The organism is Bacillus sp. G1(2015b) (assembly GCF_001482475.1).
Lineage (GTDB): Bacteria > Bacillota > Bacilli > Bacillales > Bacillaceae > Bacillus > Bacillus safensis.
In genome coordinates this window covers 182,240-196,729 of record NZ_LKIC01000012.1, presented here as the reverse complement: position 1 = coordinate 196,729, position 14,490 = coordinate 182,240, and the positions used below count along the sequence as shown (strand labels likewise).

The 14,490-nt window shown below is 42.8% G+C and carries 19 protein-coding genes and 1 riboswitch; of the genes, 15 read left to right on the top strand and 4 right to left on the bottom strand.

All coding sequences use genetic code 11. The annotated features are described in order from the left end of the window. Window positions 1-22: 22 nt before the first annotated feature. Window positions 23-865: an oxidoreductase gene (locus AMR95_RS09010; protein ID WP_231746878.1), complete on the bottom strand. Its 843-nt coding sequence runs from the start codon at window positions 863-865 to the stop codon at window positions 23-25. Between the two features lie 113 nt (window positions 866-978). Here AMR95_RS09010 and AMR95_RS09005 point away from each other — a divergent pair, with 113 nt between their 5' ends. From AMR95_RS09005 to AMR95_RS08995, 3 genes are all read left to right on the top strand, one after another. Continuing rightward, window positions 979-1,425, top strand: a complete 447-nt coding sequence (locus AMR95_RS09005; protein ID WP_180272447.1) for a YusW family protein — start codon at window positions 979-981, stop codon at window positions 1,423-1,425. A 146-nt stretch (window positions 1,426-1,571) separates the two neighbouring features. Continuing rightward, complete coding sequence (locus AMR95_RS09000; RefSeq protein ID WP_008347057.1) at window positions 1,572-2,402, top strand: ABC transporter ATP-binding protein; 831 nt, start codon at window positions 1,572-1,574, stop codon at window positions 2,400-2,402. Window positions 2,403-2,473: 71 nt separating this feature from the next. Next, on the top strand, window positions 2,474-2,725 hold the full coding sequence (locus AMR95_RS08995; protein ID WP_058838132.1) for a DUF2573 family protein: 252 nt from the start codon (window positions 2,474-2,476) through the stop codon (window positions 2,723-2,725). A 33-nt stretch (window positions 2,726-2,758) separates the two neighbouring features. Here AMR95_RS08995 and AMR95_RS08990 read toward each other — a convergent pair whose 3' ends face one another. From AMR95_RS08990 to AMR95_RS18825, 3 genes are read right to left on the bottom strand one after another with little or no spacing between them, the layout of a single operon-like run. Then, window positions 2,759-3,106, bottom strand: a complete 348-nt coding sequence (locus tag AMR95_RS08990) for a spore coat protein (RefSeq protein WP_039181293.1) — start codon at window positions 3,104-3,106, stop codon at window positions 2,759-2,761. A gap of 11 nt (window positions 3,107-3,117) precedes the next feature. Continuing rightward, window positions 3,118-3,369: a hypothetical protein gene (locus tag AMR95_RS08985; RefSeq protein ID WP_047202428.1), complete on the bottom strand. Its 252-nt coding sequence runs from the start codon at window positions 3,367-3,369 to the stop codon at window positions 3,118-3,120. A gap of 26 nt (window positions 3,370-3,395) precedes the next feature. Further along, complete coding sequence (locus tag AMR95_RS18825; protein WP_003212904.1) at window positions 3,396-3,533, bottom strand: YuzL family protein; 138 nt, start codon at window positions 3,531-3,533, stop codon at window positions 3,396-3,398. Window positions 3,534-3,732: 199 nt separating this feature from the next. Here AMR95_RS18825 and AMR95_RS08980 point away from each other — a divergent pair, with 199 nt between their 5' ends. The 12 genes from AMR95_RS08980 to metQ all read left to right on the top strand — a co-directional run bounded on the left by AMR95_RS08980 (window position 3,733) and on the right by metQ (window position 14,445). Then, complete coding sequence (locus tag AMR95_RS08980) at window positions 3,733-6,120, top strand: 3-hydroxyacyl-CoA dehydrogenase/enoyl-CoA hydratase family protein (RefSeq protein WP_058838131.1); 2,388 nt, start codon at window positions 3,733-3,735, stop codon at window positions 6,118-6,120. A 12-nt stretch (window positions 6,121-6,132) separates the two neighbouring features. Next, window positions 6,133-7,308, top strand: coding sequence for an acetyl-CoA C-acetyltransferase (locus tag AMR95_RS08975; RefSeq protein WP_058838130.1), 1,176 nt, complete (start codon window positions 6,133-6,135; stop codon window positions 7,306-7,308). Between the two features lie 14 nt (window positions 7,309-7,322). After that, window positions 7,323-9,104, top strand: coding sequence for an acyl-CoA dehydrogenase family protein (locus AMR95_RS08970; RefSeq protein ID WP_058838129.1), 1,782 nt, complete (start codon window positions 7,323-7,325; stop codon window positions 9,102-9,104). Between the two features lie 111 nt (window positions 9,105-9,215). Beyond that, a complete protein-coding gene (locus AMR95_RS08965; protein ID WP_058838174.1) occupies window positions 9,216-9,572 on the top strand; it encodes an arsenate reductase family protein in 357 nt (118 codons plus the stop codon). Window positions 9,573-9,638: 66 nt separating this feature from the next. Then, on the top strand, window positions 9,639-10,022 hold the full coding sequence (gcvH, locus tag AMR95_RS08960; protein WP_008347039.1) for a glycine cleavage system protein GcvH: 384 nt from the start codon (window positions 9,639-9,641) through the stop codon (window positions 10,020-10,022). Between the two features lie 44 nt (window positions 10,023-10,066). Continuing rightward, window positions 10,067-10,303, top strand: coding sequence for a YusG family protein (locus tag AMR95_RS08955; RefSeq protein ID WP_039181284.1), 237 nt, complete (start codon window positions 10,067-10,069; stop codon window positions 10,301-10,303). A 131-nt stretch (window positions 10,304-10,434) separates the two neighbouring features. Then, a complete protein-coding gene (locus tag AMR95_RS08950; RefSeq protein ID WP_024423404.1) occupies window positions 10,435-10,779 on the top strand; it encodes a toprim domain-containing protein in 345 nt (114 codons plus the stop codon). A 13-nt stretch (window positions 10,780-10,792) separates the two neighbouring features. After that, window positions 10,793-11,095, top strand: a complete 303-nt coding sequence (locus tag AMR95_RS08945; protein WP_024426005.1) for a thioredoxin family protein — start codon at window positions 10,793-10,795, stop codon at window positions 11,093-11,095. Window positions 11,096-11,215: 120 nt separating this feature from the next. Then, window positions 11,216-11,557, top strand: a complete 342-nt coding sequence (locus tag AMR95_RS08940; RefSeq protein WP_024423403.1) for an SCP2 sterol-binding domain-containing protein — start codon at window positions 11,216-11,218, stop codon at window positions 11,555-11,557. 102 nt (window positions 11,558-11,659) lie between these two features. After that, window positions 11,660-11,768, top strand: a riboswitch (SAM riboswitch). 154 nt (window positions 11,769-11,922) lie between these two features. Further along, window positions 11,923-12,948, top strand: a complete 1,026-nt coding sequence (locus AMR95_RS08935; RefSeq protein WP_058838173.1) for a methionine ABC transporter ATP-binding protein — start codon at window positions 11,923-11,925, stop codon at window positions 12,946-12,948. After that, window positions 12,941-13,609, top strand: a complete 669-nt coding sequence (locus tag AMR95_RS08930) for a methionine ABC transporter permease (protein ID WP_034280845.1) — start codon at window positions 12,941-12,943, stop codon at window positions 13,607-13,609. Before AMR95_RS08935 ends, AMR95_RS08930 begins: the two co-directional genes overlap by 8 nt. Window positions 13,610-13,623: 14 nt before the next feature. Beyond that, window positions 13,624-14,445, top strand: coding sequence for a methionine ABC transporter substrate-binding lipoprotein MetQ (metQ, locus tag AMR95_RS08925; RefSeq protein ID WP_024423400.1), 822 nt, complete (start codon window positions 13,624-13,626; stop codon window positions 14,443-14,445). Window positions 14,446-14,490: the final 45 nt, after the last annotated feature.

The window sequence follows — 14,490 nt, the reverse complement described above, 5'->3', positions numbered from 1 at the left end:
ATATCCACCTGTTTTTTTGTGCTTATTTTTTTGAAGAGAGTGTACGCAGTATGATGTGTTCCCACATGTTCCACGGCAGAAGCTGTTTTGCTGTGAATGAAAGTCGTACGCCTTTTCCAACAAGATATCTCAGCCGTTTCAGCCGCTTCTTCTCTGCTAATCGAACAACAAGCTCTGCCACTTCACGAGGATCTCCATAGTTGGATTTCTGGGTATCAATATGGGCCATCATCTTTTGATAGAGTTTTATGTATTTCGATCCCTCTGCTGGCTGAATCATTTGCTCGTTCATGGAGGTATTCCAAATATTTGTTTGGAAAGAGCCCGGCTCAATTAAGGCCGCCTGAATACCGAACGAAGCTAGTTCAATCCGTAGGCTTTCTGTATAGCCTTCCAACGCAAACTTAGACGATACATATGGAGAAAGTGCAGGCATTCCCATTAATCCGCTGATACTGCTCATATTGAAAATCTTTGCGCCGCTCGCCATAAACGGCAGCACTGCTTGGGTCATTTCCATCACACCGAAGACATTCACTTCAAATTGCTGGCGGTACGTGTCAACAGGAACCTCCTCCGCAAAACCAGCAAAGGCTGTTCCCGCATTGTTCACAAGCAGGGTAATAGGTGCATAGGCATGAAGTTTCTTCTGAAATGCTTGGATCGACTGCGTATCAGTCACATCTAACGCTTCAATATGTATCATGCCGGATAAAGAGGCTTGCTCGATTTCTTCAGCGAGCTTTTTTGCATTGGTTTCCTGTCTGACGCCGGCAATCACTGTATAGCCCTGCTTGGCGAGATGCATCGTGATGAGCTTGCCAAAGCCGCTATTGGCACCAGTTACAATGGCTGTTTTTTTCATCATCCGGTTCTCCTTTTTGTTTAAATTTATCATAGTGAGATGTTTTATTGAATAACAAAAAGGAGCCTGGAGAAGAATAAAAAGCGATGCTGTGAAATAGGAGGAAACACATGATGTGTTGGAAGAAGGCGGGACAAATAGGAGTGCTGCTCTTTATGCTGTCCGGCTGTCAATCAATTGAACCATTACAACAAACACATGAAGCAGAGGCAGAAAGTCTGTCAGCTGTTCAAATGAAGGAACTGCCATTTCAGCATCTGCATCTGCATGTACAATATGGACAGAAAAACGAATTATACGAAGCAACCTACCGTCAGGCAAGAGGCAAAGAGGAGGCAATCATTCGTGATCATATGAATGGGGTCCGCTATGAAGGGGAAGAAGCCTTGCGTGAGATGAAGATGAAGCTGAATGATATGTCGATTCCTAGTGCAAAGATCAATGAAGCGTATGTAAATGAACTATTAGCTGCTTTTAATTTAGATGATGATTATCAGCGGATTCAGATCGATCTGAAGCTCGAGGATGGGACCAAACGTACATTCCAAAGGAAGAAATAAACGAGACTTTCTCATTTTTTAATTGAAAATGATTTTCAAGATCACTTAAATCTGATACACTAAATTGAGATAAGTGATCTTTTACGTCTGTACATAGACGATATTTCATATAAAAATTTGGATGAGAAAAGGAGCGTTTGAGCGGAATGAGTGCCATTTCTACTGAAGGTTTAAGCTTAGGCTACGGAGAAACAATGATCATCGATGAACTAAATGTATCAATCCCTAAGGGTGAAATCACAGTATTTATTGGCAGTAATGGATGCGGTAAATCCACGCTACTTCGCTCTTTGGCGCGTCTTATGAAGCCAATGGGTGGTTCTGTCCTGCTTGAAGGTCATTCCATTGCAAAATTACCAACAAAAGAAGTAGCGAAACAGCTCGCTATTCTTCCACAAGGACCAGAAGCGCCAGAAGGATTAACTGTGCATCAGTTAGTGAAGCAAGGCAGATATCCTTATCAAAATTGGCTGAAGCAGTGGTCGAAGCAAGATGAAGAAGCAGTGAATCGCGCATTGAAGTCAACAAAGATGGAAGATCTTGCTGATCGGACCGTTGATTCATTATCAGGTGGACAAAGGCAGCGTGCATGGATTGCGATGACGCTGGCCCAAGAGACCGATATTATTTTGTTAGATGAGCCGACGACATATTTAGACATGACGCATCAAATCGAAATTTTGGACCTTCTGTTTGATTTAAATGAGAAAGAGCAGCGCACGATTGTGATGGTTCTTCATGATCTCAATCTCGCATGCAGATATGCTCATCATCTTGTCGCGATTAAAGACAAGTCAATTTATGCAGAAGGCAGACCAGAAACAGTGATTAATTGTGATCTCGTGAAAAATGTCTTTGATATGAATTGCCAAGTGACAACAGATCCTCTATTTGGAACACCATTATGTATTCCGCACGGTAGAGGACGCTGTATTGTGCAGCAAGCGCAAGCTGAAACATTTCTTGCTGCAAGATAATCGTATGTCAAAAGCCTGACATCTGTGTCTCACAGAGTCAGGCTTTTTTCTGAAAAAGGAGCGGAATGTCAATGGGAAAAGAATTAGAAGAAAAGCTGGAAGGCTTGCTTGATAAATATACAGAGCTGCTGCTCGGTGAATCAACAGACGAGCTGAAACAAGATGTGAAACAATGGGTGATCTACTCTCATATTGCCAAAAGCATGCCGCCGCTAGCAAAGCATTTCAATGAAACGTATCCGGAAGCAAAAGAAGAAATCAAACACACGATTCAACGAATCAAACAGTTGAACGAAGCTCATCGCGCCAATAAAGACCGTTAAAAAACTGCCAGCATCAGACTGGCAGTTTTTTTCTTATGACATTTGTGATGATCCGTACGGAGATTGATCTGTCAGTGTTTGCTGGAATTTCTGGTGTGTCTGCTGGAGCTTTTGCTGATCAGCCGCTTCAACAGAATACCAGCCATATCGGAACATGACATCATATAAATGTCTTTGTGTTTTCTGTGTTTCCAGCGCAATTCGCTGAATATCCTGGTAAAGAGATTCATGACTGAATTCATTGAGCGCTGTGTTGTATCCACTTGTCATGTATTTTTCAGTCGACAAGAGATCTGTAACGAAATCACGATCGTTCATGTTTGTAGTTGTGGGAACCGGGGTTTGTGGATTCCCGATTTTTTGTTGGTTTTGCTGTTCCATGTTTTTTCCTCCTATTGCATAAAGCCAGTAGACTGGCCTTGCCCTGAGCTGCCTAAATGCTGAAGAATTTGTGTGTAATGCTGATGATGCATTTGGCCAACTTGATTTAATTCTTGTTTCAATGTTTGATCCTGGCAATGCTCGGCCATAAAATGAGCCTTTTTCATGGCGATCAAGTTCCAGTTGAGCATATCCTCTAAGTACAAGGAATCCTTCACTGAAATGACTTCTGGGGGCATATTCATTGGCTGATTGTTCAACATGTGTTCCTCCTTACGATTTTGTTTCCTTACTGATTCTTTTTATATTGCTGATTTTGACTGGTTTTTTTCCCGCCTAGGTCTGCTTCCTGTGATGGACCTGCGTTTCCTTTTACACTTGCAGCACTTACGCCTGCTTTCGATGGGTTTTTCTTCAAACGAGACATGTGGACATCACCTCCATTCTTACAATTCCCTTTGATCTTTAATTCATACACCGCAAAATAAGGCACATGAGAATGTGTAAATTTTTGAAATCCGCTATTGAACTGTTTCGGAAAATCTTTTAAGATAAAGAAAGAGGCATTGCTTTTTTTTGGACAAAAAATGAATGACTGTTCATTCAAAATGTTTAGGGGGATATTTATGGGCAAACATATTCGCAAGGCGGCTGTCATTGGTTCAGGTGTCATGGGCTCAGGCATTGCTGCGCATCTAGCCAATATCGGGATACCAGTAACACTGCTAGATATTGTGCCAAATGAACTGACAAAAGAAGAAACGGCGAAAAAGCGAACGCTTGATCACCCTAGTGTTCGGAATCGATTAAGTCAAGAAGCGATGAAAAAATTGTTAAAGCAAAAGCCAGCACCTCTTACTTCAGCAAAAAACCTATCATACATCACACCGGGAAATCTCACAGACCACCTTTCCTTATTACACGATGCTGACTGGATCATTGAAGTCGTCACTGAAAGGCTCAGCATCAAACAACACGTATTCTCTCTCATCGACGAACATCGCAAAGAAGGAAGCATCGTTTCGAGCAATACATCTGGTATTTCGGTTGAAAAAATGGCAGAAGGCCGATCAGATGATTTTAAACGCCACTTTTTAGGCACACATTTTTTTAACCCAGCTCGTTATTTAAAGCTCTTAGAAATCATTCCTATTCAAGAAACAGATCCAGAAGTACTGTCATTTATGAAAACGTTTGGCGAGGATGTACTCGGCAAAGGTGTGGTTGAAGCTAAAGACACACCGAACTTTATTGCAAACCGCATTGGCACGTATGGGCTTCTTGTCACAGTGCGTGAAATGCTTGAGAACAAATACACCATTGGAGAAGTGGATTCTGTCACAGGACCTCTCATTGGAAGACCGAAAAGTGCGACCTTCCGTACACTTGATGTAGTGGGGCTTGACACATTTTCTCATGTGGCACGAAACGTCTATGAACAGGTAGAAGGAAAGGAAAAAGAGATTTTCCAGCTGCCTGAGTTTATTGAAAGAATGCTCGAAAAAGGATGGATTGGCAGCAAGGCAGGACAAGGATTTTATCAAAAAAATGGCAAGGTCATTTTAGAGCTTGATCCAGTGACGCTCACATATGGAGAGCGCACAAAGCTTAAAGATCCAGGCATTGAGATGGCGAAACAGCAAAAGGGTACAAAAGCAAAGTTGAAAGCGCTTATTTATCAAGATGGCCGTGCAGGGCAATTGCTTTGGAATATGACAGCGCCCGTACTTCTTTATTCAGCGCATCTAAAAGGCGAAATTGCGGATGATATTCAGTCCATCGATAACGCAATGAAATGGGGATTCGGCTGGCAGCACGGCCCATTTGAGCTGTGGGATGCAATAGGCGTCAAAAAAGCCGCCGAGCGCATGGAAGCAGAAGGCCACAGCATCCCAGCATGGGTGCAAGACATGCTGTCAAAAGGACACGACACATTCTATCAAGAGAATGCTGATGGAGAGCGTGCGTTTTATCAGGATGGGGCTTACGTACAGGAAAAAGGGAACGACAAACATATTTCTTTAGCTAGATTGAAAAAGAAACAGGACGTCATCTTCAAAAATTCTGGTGCGAGCCTGATTGATATTGGTGATGATGTCGCCTTGCTCGAATTTCACTCTAAAAGCAATGCCATTGGACTAGATGTCATTGATATGATCAATCGCGCTGTTGATGAAACGGAAAAGAATTACAAAGGGCTTGTTATCGGAAACCAAGGGAAGAACTTCTGTGTTGGCGCCAACCTTGCCCTGATTTTAATGGAAGCACAGGACGACAATTTCTTTGAAATTGACTTTGTGATCAGGCGCTTCCAGCAGGCGATGATGAAGGTGAAATATAGCGACCGCCCAGTTGTAGCCGCACCGTTTGGGATGACATTAGGAGGCGGTACGGAGGTTTGTCTGCCGGCAGCGGCTATACAGGCGTCCAGCGAAACTTACATGGGACTTGTGGAAGCGGGAGTTGGACTGATTCCAGGGGGCGGTGGAAATAAAGAATTATATCTTCGTCACCTGCAAGGATCAGCGAAGCCGTCGCAGACGGCTATACAGGATGCCACGCTAAAAACATTTGAAACAATTGCAATGGCAAAAGTGTCAACTTCAGCTGAGGAAGCGCGGGATATGAACATGCTCCGCGTGAGCGACCGGATTAGTATGAACGGGGATCACCTGATCTATGATGCAAAACAACTGGTGCTCTCTCTTGATGAAGCCGGTTATCGTGCGCCGCTCAAGCAAAAGGTGCCGGTCATGGGAGAAACAGGCTATGCAGCGATGATTTTGGCTGCTGAAAATATGAGACTGTCAGGATACATTTCAGAGCATGACATGACTATCGTAAAAAAATTAGCTCATGTCATTTCCGGCGGGAAACTGCCATTTGGAACAGAGGTAGAAGAGCAATACTTATTAGAGCTTGAAAGAGAAGCCTTTTTAAGTCTTGTAGGAGAAGTGAAATCACAGGCACGTATGCAGCACATGCTCGTCAAAGGAAAACCTTTACGTAACTAAGGGGGAGTCAAAATGAGAGAAGCAGTCATTGTCGCTGGCGCAAGAACACCAGTAGGGAAGGCGAAAAAGGGATCGTTAAAACATGTCCGGCCTGATGATATGGGCGCATTATGTGTAAAAGAAACGTTAAAGCGTGCCGGTGAATACGACGGTCAAATAGATGATTTGATCATCGGCTGTGCAACGCCAGAAGCAGAGCAGGGGTTAAATGTAGCCCGAAATATTGGAGCACTAGCGGGACTGCCTTATACGGTACCTGCCATCACCATAAACCGCTACTGCTCGTCAGGTCTTCAGTCTATCGCTTATGCGGGTGAACGAATTATGCTCGGTCAGGCAGACACGATTTTAGCCGGAGGAGTCGAATCGATGTCGCAGGTGCCGATGATGGGGCATTCCATTCGTCCGAATGCTCTCTTGGCAGAGCAAGCACCTGAATACTACATGAGCATGGGGCACACGGCAGAGCAAGTGGCGCAAAAGTATCAGGTCACACGTCAAGATCAGGACGCCTTTGCGGTGAGGAGTCATCAAAAGGCAGCAAAGGCACTTCAAGAAGGGAAGTTTTCTGATGAAATTGTGCCCGTTGATGTAACAGACCGGCGGATAGGAGAACAATATCAATTAGAAGAGCATCAATTCACGTTCTCACAGGATGAAGGTGTGAGAGCAGGTACAACGGAAGAGATTCTTTCCACTTTGCGTCCAGCCTTTTCGACAAAAGGTACGGTGACTGCAGGGAACTCGTCTCAAACAAGTGACGGGGCTGCGTGTGTGATGATGATGGACCGCGAGAAAGCATCCTCACTTTCTCTTCAGCCGCTCGCTAAATTCAGAGCATTTGCTGTTGGCGGTGTACCGCCTGAGGTGATGGGGATCGGTCCGGTTGAAGCCATACCGCGTGCGCTGAAAATCGCTGGACTTGAGCTGAAGGATATTGGACTGTTTGAATTAAACGAAGCGTTTGCCTCTCAGGCAATTCAAGTCATTCGCCATTTAGGAATTGATGAAGAAAAAGTGAATGTCAACGGCGGGGCAATTGCGCTTGGACATCCGCTCGGCTGTACAGGAACAAAACTAACGCTGTCACTGATTCATGAAATGAAACGGCGAAACGAGCAATTTGGCATTGTCACAATGTGTATCGGCGGGGGCATGGGAGCAGCAGGAATTTTTGAATTGATCTAAAGGGGGAAATCAGGATGAAAGCATTGGAAGATGTAAAAAAGGGTGGAAGCTTTTTAATTGATGAGACGAATTATGAGCATATCTTTACACCGGAGGATTTCTCTGATGAACATCAAATGATTGGAAAGACAACAGAGGATTATATTTTACAAGATGTGGTTCCGCATATAGATCAAATTGAAAATCATGAGTTTGAGCATTCGGTCAGGCTTCTCAAAAAGGCTGGAGAGCTTGGGCTTTTAGGAGCCGATGTACCTGAAGAATTCGGCGGGCTTGGATTAGATAAAATCAGTTCAGCAATCATTACTGAAAAATTCGCTAGAGCAGGAAGCTTCTCACTTTCCTATGGCGCTCATGTCGGTATTGGTTCTCTGCCGATCGTGCTCTTCGGAAATCAAGCGCAAAAGGAAACGTACCTGCCAGGACTCGCCTCTGGTGAAACCATTGCGGCGTACGCACTCACTGAGCCAGGATCAGGCTCTGATGCCCTTGGAGCAAAAACAACTGCGGTTCTGAATGAAGCAGGTACCCATTATGTCCTCAATGGAGAAAAGCAGTGGATCACAAACTCCGCATTTGCCGATGTCTTTGTTGTGTATGCGAAGATTGATGGTGAACACTTCTCTGCTTTTATTGTCGAAAAGGATTTTCCAGGTGTCAAAACGGGACCTGAAGAGAAAAAGATGGGCATTAAAGGGTCATCGACAAGAACATTAATTCTTGAAGATGCCCAAGTACCGAAGGAGAATTTGCTTGGTGAAGCCGGCAGAGGACATGTGATTGCCTTTAACATTTTAAATATCGGACGCTATAAGCTTGCAGTCGGCACAATCGGTGCATCAAAGCGCGTCATTCAATTGTCGGCCGAATATGCGAACCAGCGTAAGCAGTTCAAAACACCAATTTCTCAATTCAGCTTAATTGGTGAAAAAGCAGCCAATATGTCAGCAAAGCTCTATGCGATGGAAAGTGCTGTTTACCGTACGGTTGGATTATTTGAACAGCGGATGGGTCTATTAAGTGACGAAGAGCAAAAAGACGGCAAACAAATTGCTCAATCCATTGCGGAATATGCGATTGAATGTTCTCTCTGTAAAGTCCTTGGCTCTGAAACGTTAGATTATATTGTGGATGAAGGCGTGCAGATTCACGGCGGATATGGATTCATGCAAGAATACGAGGTCGAAAGAGCCTATCGCGACTCACGAATTAACCGGATCTTTGAAGGGACAAACGAAATCAACCGTTTGCTTGTACCAGGTACATTCTTGAAGAAAGCGATGAAAGGAGAGCTTCCGCTGCTTCAAAAAGCGCAGACTTTACAGGAAGAGCTAATGATGATGATGCCGGAAGAGCCAGGCGATCAGCCGCTCGATCAAGAAAAATATTTGCTCGCCCATGCGAAAAAGGTCGCCTTAATGGTAGCTGGTATGGCAGCCATGAAATACGGGAAAGCCTTAGACAAAGAGCAAGAAATTCTTGTGAACATAGCCGATATCGTCAATGAAATTTTTGCTGCTGAATCAGCAATTTTGCGTACGGAAAAGGCAATCGCTGCATCAGGCGCAGAAAAGAATGTTCAAAAGCTGGCTTACACACAAATTTTCACGCAGGAGGCTTTCTTAAAGATTGAAGCCCATGCAAAAGAATCCTTGATTGCGATGGAGGAAGGAGATTCACTCCGCATGAGCCTGTCAGCCCTTCGCAAGCTGACAAGATTTACTCCAATCAATGTCATCGCCAAAAAGCGTGAAGTGGCAAAACGAATCTTTGAAGCAGAGAAATATATCGTATAAGGATGGCTTAAAAGGTGCGGATATCACTCCGCACCTTTTTGTAAGCATACATTTAGGTTTTTAAAATATTTTGTGATAAAATGTTGTCACAATTTGCAGGAGGTGAAAATGGTGGCTTTAGATTTTTACGAATACCCATCTTGCGGTACATGCCGAAAAGCAAAAAAGTGGCTGGAAGCACAGAATAAAGACATCAACAGCATACATATCGTCGAAGAGACGCCTGATAAAGAAACATTAAAAGCCCTTTACGAAAAAAGCGGTTTAGAGCTGAAGAAATTCTTTAATACAAGCGGACAAAAATACCGGGAGCTACAGCTGAAAGATCAACTTCCTGCAATGTCAGAGGACGAGCAGCTAGAATTACTCGCGTCTAACGGAATGCTGATCAAGCGCCCGATTACAACAGACGGTAAACGAGTAACAGTTGGATTTAACGAAGATACATTTAAAAGCGTCTGGAAATGATGTAACTTTCATTCAGATTGTGGTATCTTCAATATAGATTGTAAGAAAAGACTGGAGGGGTATTGAATGAGCACACCAAAAGATTTACGTTATTCAGAAGAACATGAATGGGTCAAAGTAGAAGGAGATAAGGTGCGTATCGGTATTACGCATTTTGCTCAATCTGAGCTTGGCGATATCGTGTTCGTTGAGCTTCCTGAAGTAGGAGACAAAATCACAGCGGACGAGCCTTTCGGAAGTGTAGAATCAGTGAAAACAGTTTCTGAACTTTATGCACCGATCAATGGCACAATCGTCGAAGTGAACGATGAGCTGGATGACAGCCCAGAATTCGTCAACGACTCTCCATATGAAAAAGCATGGATGATCGTTGTAGAACCAGCTGATGCATCTGAAATCGAGAACTTAATGACTGCTGAGCAATATGAAGAAATGACAAAAGAAGACTAATTCATGTGAAATTGGACACTCTACCTTTATGGGGGGTGTCCAATTTGTCTTTTCAAAAAGAACAGGTGGATATAACAGAGCATGTCACTGGACGATTCAAAGAAAGCGGCATGGTGCTTTATCATCAAAATGAAGAGATTGGCACAATGATTAGTGAAAACCAATATGAGCTGAAATCGGGATATTCCTATGATCAAAATCGTTTTTATCGTCTAACGGATACATTGACCGATGGGACAGAAAAATATGTAGACTGTGACGATGAAAATGGGTGGTGCTAATCACAGAGGAGACTGCAGTGAACAAAAACTGCAGTCTTTTTGATGACGAGGCGCCCAATCTTTACAACCTGAATGAAAGATTGTAATCTAAGGAAGAAGTGAATCAACGTCAAAAGGGCCGGGTGATCGTGATGAATGTCGAGATAGAAAAGGTCATCATTGTAGAAGGTAAAACAGACAAACAAAAACTGAAAGAAGTCATAAGTGAACCTGTTACCATCATTTGCACCAATGGCACGATCAGTACATCGAAGCTGGACCAGCTTGTGGACGATTTAGTGGGGAAAGACGTTTACATATTAGCAGACAGTGACGATGCAGGCGACAAACTGCGGAAGCAATTTCGAAAAGAATTCCCTGAAGCACTTCATCTTTTTGTCGACAGAACGTACCGCGAAGTGGCCGCTTCACCGTCAGCCCACATTGCATCTATCCTATTAGCTGCAAACATTGATGTTCATTCGAAATATTTATGAGGGTGGACGTATTATGAAAGAGATTGAAGAACACGAATTCAAAGAGATAGAGGACGATTTATTTCTTTTATACTTATATACACCGTTTTGCGGAACATGCCAGCTGGCAAAGAAAATGCTGGCAGTCGTAGACGCCATGCAGCCGGATGTACCATTTTACGAAAACAATTTAAACTATTCACCAGGCTTTGCAAAAGCATTTGAGATCGAGAGTGTTCCTTGCTTTCTACTGTTTAAAAAAGGAGAATTGGTGCAAAAAGGCTATGCCTTTCACTCAGTTCCATATCTTCATGAAATGATTGAAACCGCTAAATAAAGCGGTTTTTTGTCATATTTCAAGAAATTCATTTGAAAATTTGTCGAGTTATTTATAAAGGACAAGAAGATGTTTGTAGAGAAATGTTATGTATAACCAAATGACAGGGAGGTTATACATGTGGAAAATGTGAAAGCCCATGGTAACACAGGGCAGCGTTTATTATTAAAACCGCTGCTCTCATCATCATCCTTGAAGATTACATTTGAGGCGGAAACTGACTCTTGTACATTGATTGTGGATGAACGTGGTGAAGTGAAGAAACTACCTGCAATTGAGTTATCGGATCTCATCTTTTATGGCGAGAGGAAAGAGATTCTACAATTATTAGATGGAGATATGTCCTTACAGCAGTTAATCAGCAGAGGACAAGTCAAAGTCAAAGGGTCATTCCGTGCGCTCCTTAGACTAGAGGCAGTGCTTTGGCTGACGAACGGTTTTTTTCGAAAAATGATAACGTAGTTGTTTACTTGGAAATTAGCGATTTACAGCGTTGACATATCTCAGATAGCATGATATTCTACGTTAGTAAAAACATGAACATCACATAAAACAACATATTTTCTCTTATTAAGAGAGGTGGAGGGACGTGCCCTATGAAACCCGGCAACCGTCAGCATAGCTGAAATTGGTGCCAATTCACTCAAAGCCGCAGCGCTTTGAAAGATGAGAGAAAGGCGTAATTGACATAAAAGGCCTTTCTGCTTGCGTTGCAGTTAGGTCTTTTTTACTGACCTGACGTCAGGCTAGAGTCATGACAGAAAGAAGAATAAATAACGTATGTGATGGAAACCTATAGATTCAGCAAGAAAGCAGGTGATCAGACTGTGATTCATTTACAGAATGTATCAAAAACGTATCATTCAAAAAGCGGAAATGTTGATGCCGTGAAAGACGTCAACTTGGATATTGATAAAGGTGAAATATTCGGAATTATCGGGTATAGCGGTGCAGGAAAAAGCTCGCTTATTCGCCTATTAAACGGTCTGGAGCTGCCAACAGAAGGAATTGTTGAAGTGGCAGGCAACCGGATCAATGAAGTATCGAATGCGAAACTTCGGAAAGCAAGACAAGAAATCAGCATGATCTTCCAGCACTTTAATTTACTTTGGTCAAGAACGGTGAGACAAAACATTATGTTCCCGCTTGAGATCGCAGGTGTACCGACATCGAAACGGAGAGAGCGTGCGAATGAACTGATTAAATTGGTCGGTTTAGAAGGAAAAGAAAATGCGTATCCGTCTCAGCTTAGCGGCGGGCAAAAACAGCGTGTCGGCATTGCGAGAGCATTAGCGAATGATCCAAAGGTTCTTCTATGTGACGAAGCGACATCTGCGCTAGATCCGCAAACGACCGATTCAATCCTTGAGCTTTTGGCCGATATTAATAAACGACTAGGGCTCACGATTGTGCTCATTACACACGAAATGCACGTCATTCGCAAAATTTGTCATCGCGTCGCAGTCATGGAAAATGGACGTATTGTTGAAGAAGGCGAAGTATTACGCGTCTTCAGACAGCCAAAGGAAGAAATGACGAAGCGATTTGTGAAACAGCTTGCGGAACCAGAGGAAGCGAAAGAAACAATCGAGCACGTCCTAGAGCGAGTAAAAGAAGGTCAGGTCGTACGGTTGTCCTTTATCGGTGATTCTGCCGAGCAGCCACTGATCACAGAAATCATTCGATCGTTTCATGTTGATGTGAACATCCTTCAAGGGAAGATTTCTCAAACGCAGGAAGGCGCGTTTGGAACACTCTTTATCCACATTAATGGAGAAGAGACTGAGGTAGAAAAAGCCATCGCCTATATCCAAAGCAAACAGGTTGAAATCGAGGTGATGACACATGTTTGAGAAATGGTTTCCGAACGTTGATTTAGACGTCATCTGGAGTGCAACAGGTGAAACGGTGTATATGACACTGATTTCATTGGCATTTGCCTTTGCCATTGGTATTATCCTTGGACTATTACTCTTTCTAACGAGTAAAGGCGGTCTTTGGGAAAATAAACCGATTAATGCTGTCATCGGCGCTGTCGTCAACATTTTCAGATCGATTCCTTTTATCATTTTAATTATTCTTTTACTAGGGTTCACGAAATTCTTAATGCATACGATTCTTGGTCCTAATGCAGCACTCCCTGCCCTTGTCATAGGGTCAGCTCCGTTCTATGCACGTCTTGTCGAAATTGCACTGCGTGAGGTAGACAAAGGAGTCATTGAAGCAGCACGATCAATGGGAGCAAAAACGTCAACAATCATTTTCAAAGTATTGCTGCCAGAATCATTGCCAGCCCTTATTTCAGGTATTACCGTAACAGCCATTGCTCTAATTGGCTCTACTGCGATTGCAGGTGCAATTGGAGCAGGCGGACTTGGTGACCTCGCCTATGTGGAAGGGTACCAATCTGGTAATACAGATGTCACACTTGTAGCCACTGTATTTATTCTGATCATCGTCTTTATTATTCAAATAATCGGTGATTTGATTACAAATAAAATTGATAAACGTTAAGGGAGGATTTATTCATGAAGAAATTGATTTTAAGTGCACTATTTCTAGCATTTGCAGGTATTTTAGCTGCGTGCGGTTCATCTAATAACGCAAGTGAAAGCAAAACCATTACGGTTGCCGCATCAAAAACGCCGCATGCCGAAATTCTTGAAGAAGCAAAACCACTTCTAAAAGAAAAAGGCTACGATTTAAAAGTGAAAGTGCTTAGCGATTATAAAATGTACAACAAAGCGTTAGCTGAAAAAGAAGTGGATGCGAACTTTTTCCAACATATCCCTTACTTAAACGAAGAAAATAAATCAAACAAAGATTATAACCTAGTGAGTGCTGGTGCGGTTCACCTTGAGCCTTTCGGTATCTACTCTAAGAAATACAAATCAGTAAAAGATATTCCAAACGGCGGAACAATCATCATGACAAACAACGTAGCTGAACAAGGCCGTATGCTTGCCCTTCTGCAAAATGCTGGTGTCATCAAGCTTGATCCAAAGGTTGATACAATCAACGCAACAGTAAAGAACATTAAAGAAAACCCAAAGAACCTAAAATTCAAAAAAATCGCGCCTGAATTAACTGCGAAAGCTTATGAAAACAGTGAAGGCGATGCTGTATTTATCAACGTCAACTATGCGATCCAAAATAAATTGAATCCGAAAAAAGATTCAATCGAACTTGAGCAAACAAAGAACAACCCATATGCAAACATCGTTGCGGTTCGCAAAGGTGACGAAAAATCAGATAAGATCAAGGCATTAATGGAAGTTCTTCACTCTGATAAAATCAAAGAATTCATCGACAAAAAATATGACGGTGCAGTATTGCCTGTATCTGAATAACAACATTTCAACCTCGCTTCTATCAAAGCGAGGTTTTTTGTGTAT

Excerpts from the sequence above, each read along its gene's own strand:
- AMR95_RS09010 (WP_231746878.1), bottom strand. The coding sequence starts at position 865 with ATGAAAAAAACAGCCATTGTAACTGGTGCCAATAGCGGCTTTGGCAAG.
- AMR95_RS09005 (WP_180272447.1), top strand. The coding sequence starts at position 979 with ATGTGTTGGAAGAAGGCGGGACAAATAGGAGTGCTGCTCTTTATGCTG.
- AMR95_RS09000 (WP_008347057.1), top strand. The coding sequence starts at position 1,572 with ATGAGTGCCATTTCTACTGAAGGTTTAAGCTTAGGCTACGGAGAAACA.
- AMR95_RS08995 (WP_058838132.1), top strand. The coding sequence starts at position 2,474 with ATGGGAAAAGAATTAGAAGAAAAGCTGGAAGGCTTGCTTGATAAATAT.
- AMR95_RS08990 (WP_039181293.1), bottom strand. The coding sequence starts at position 3,106 with ATGGAACAGCAAAACCAACAAAAAATCGGGAATCCACAAACCCCGGTT.
- AMR95_RS08985 (WP_047202428.1), bottom strand. The coding sequence starts at position 3,369 with ATGTTGAACAATCAGCCAATGAATATGCCCCCAGAAGTCATTTCAGTG.
- AMR95_RS18825 (WP_003212904.1), bottom strand. The coding sequence starts at position 3,533 with ATGTCTCGTTTGAAGAAAAACCCATCGAAAGCAGGCGTAAGTGCTGCA.
- AMR95_RS08980 (WP_058838131.1), top strand. The coding sequence starts at position 3,733 with ATGGGCAAACATATTCGCAAGGCGGCTGTCATTGGTTCAGGTGTCATG.
- AMR95_RS08975 (WP_058838130.1), top strand. The coding sequence starts at position 6,133 with ATGAGAGAAGCAGTCATTGTCGCTGGCGCAAGAACACCAGTAGGGAAG.
- AMR95_RS08970 (WP_058838129.1), top strand. The coding sequence starts at position 7,323 with ATGAAAGCATTGGAAGATGTAAAAAAGGGTGGAAGCTTTTTAATTGAT.
- gcvH (WP_008347039.1), top strand. The coding sequence starts at position 9,639 with ATGAGCACACCAAAAGATTTACGTTATTCAGAAGAACATGAATGGGTC.
- AMR95_RS08950 (WP_024423404.1), top strand. The coding sequence starts at position 10,435 with ATGAATGTCGAGATAGAAAAGGTCATCATTGTAGAAGGTAAAACAGAC.
- AMR95_RS08945 (WP_024426005.1), top strand. The coding sequence starts at position 10,793 with ATGAAAGAGATTGAAGAACACGAATTCAAAGAGATAGAGGACGATTTA.
- AMR95_RS08930 (WP_034280845.1), top strand. The coding sequence starts at position 12,941 with ATGTTTGAGAAATGGTTTCCGAACGTTGATTTAGACGTCATCTGGAGT.
- metQ (WP_024423400.1), top strand. The coding sequence starts at position 13,624 with ATGAAGAAATTGATTTTAAGTGCACTATTTCTAGCATTTGCAGGTATT.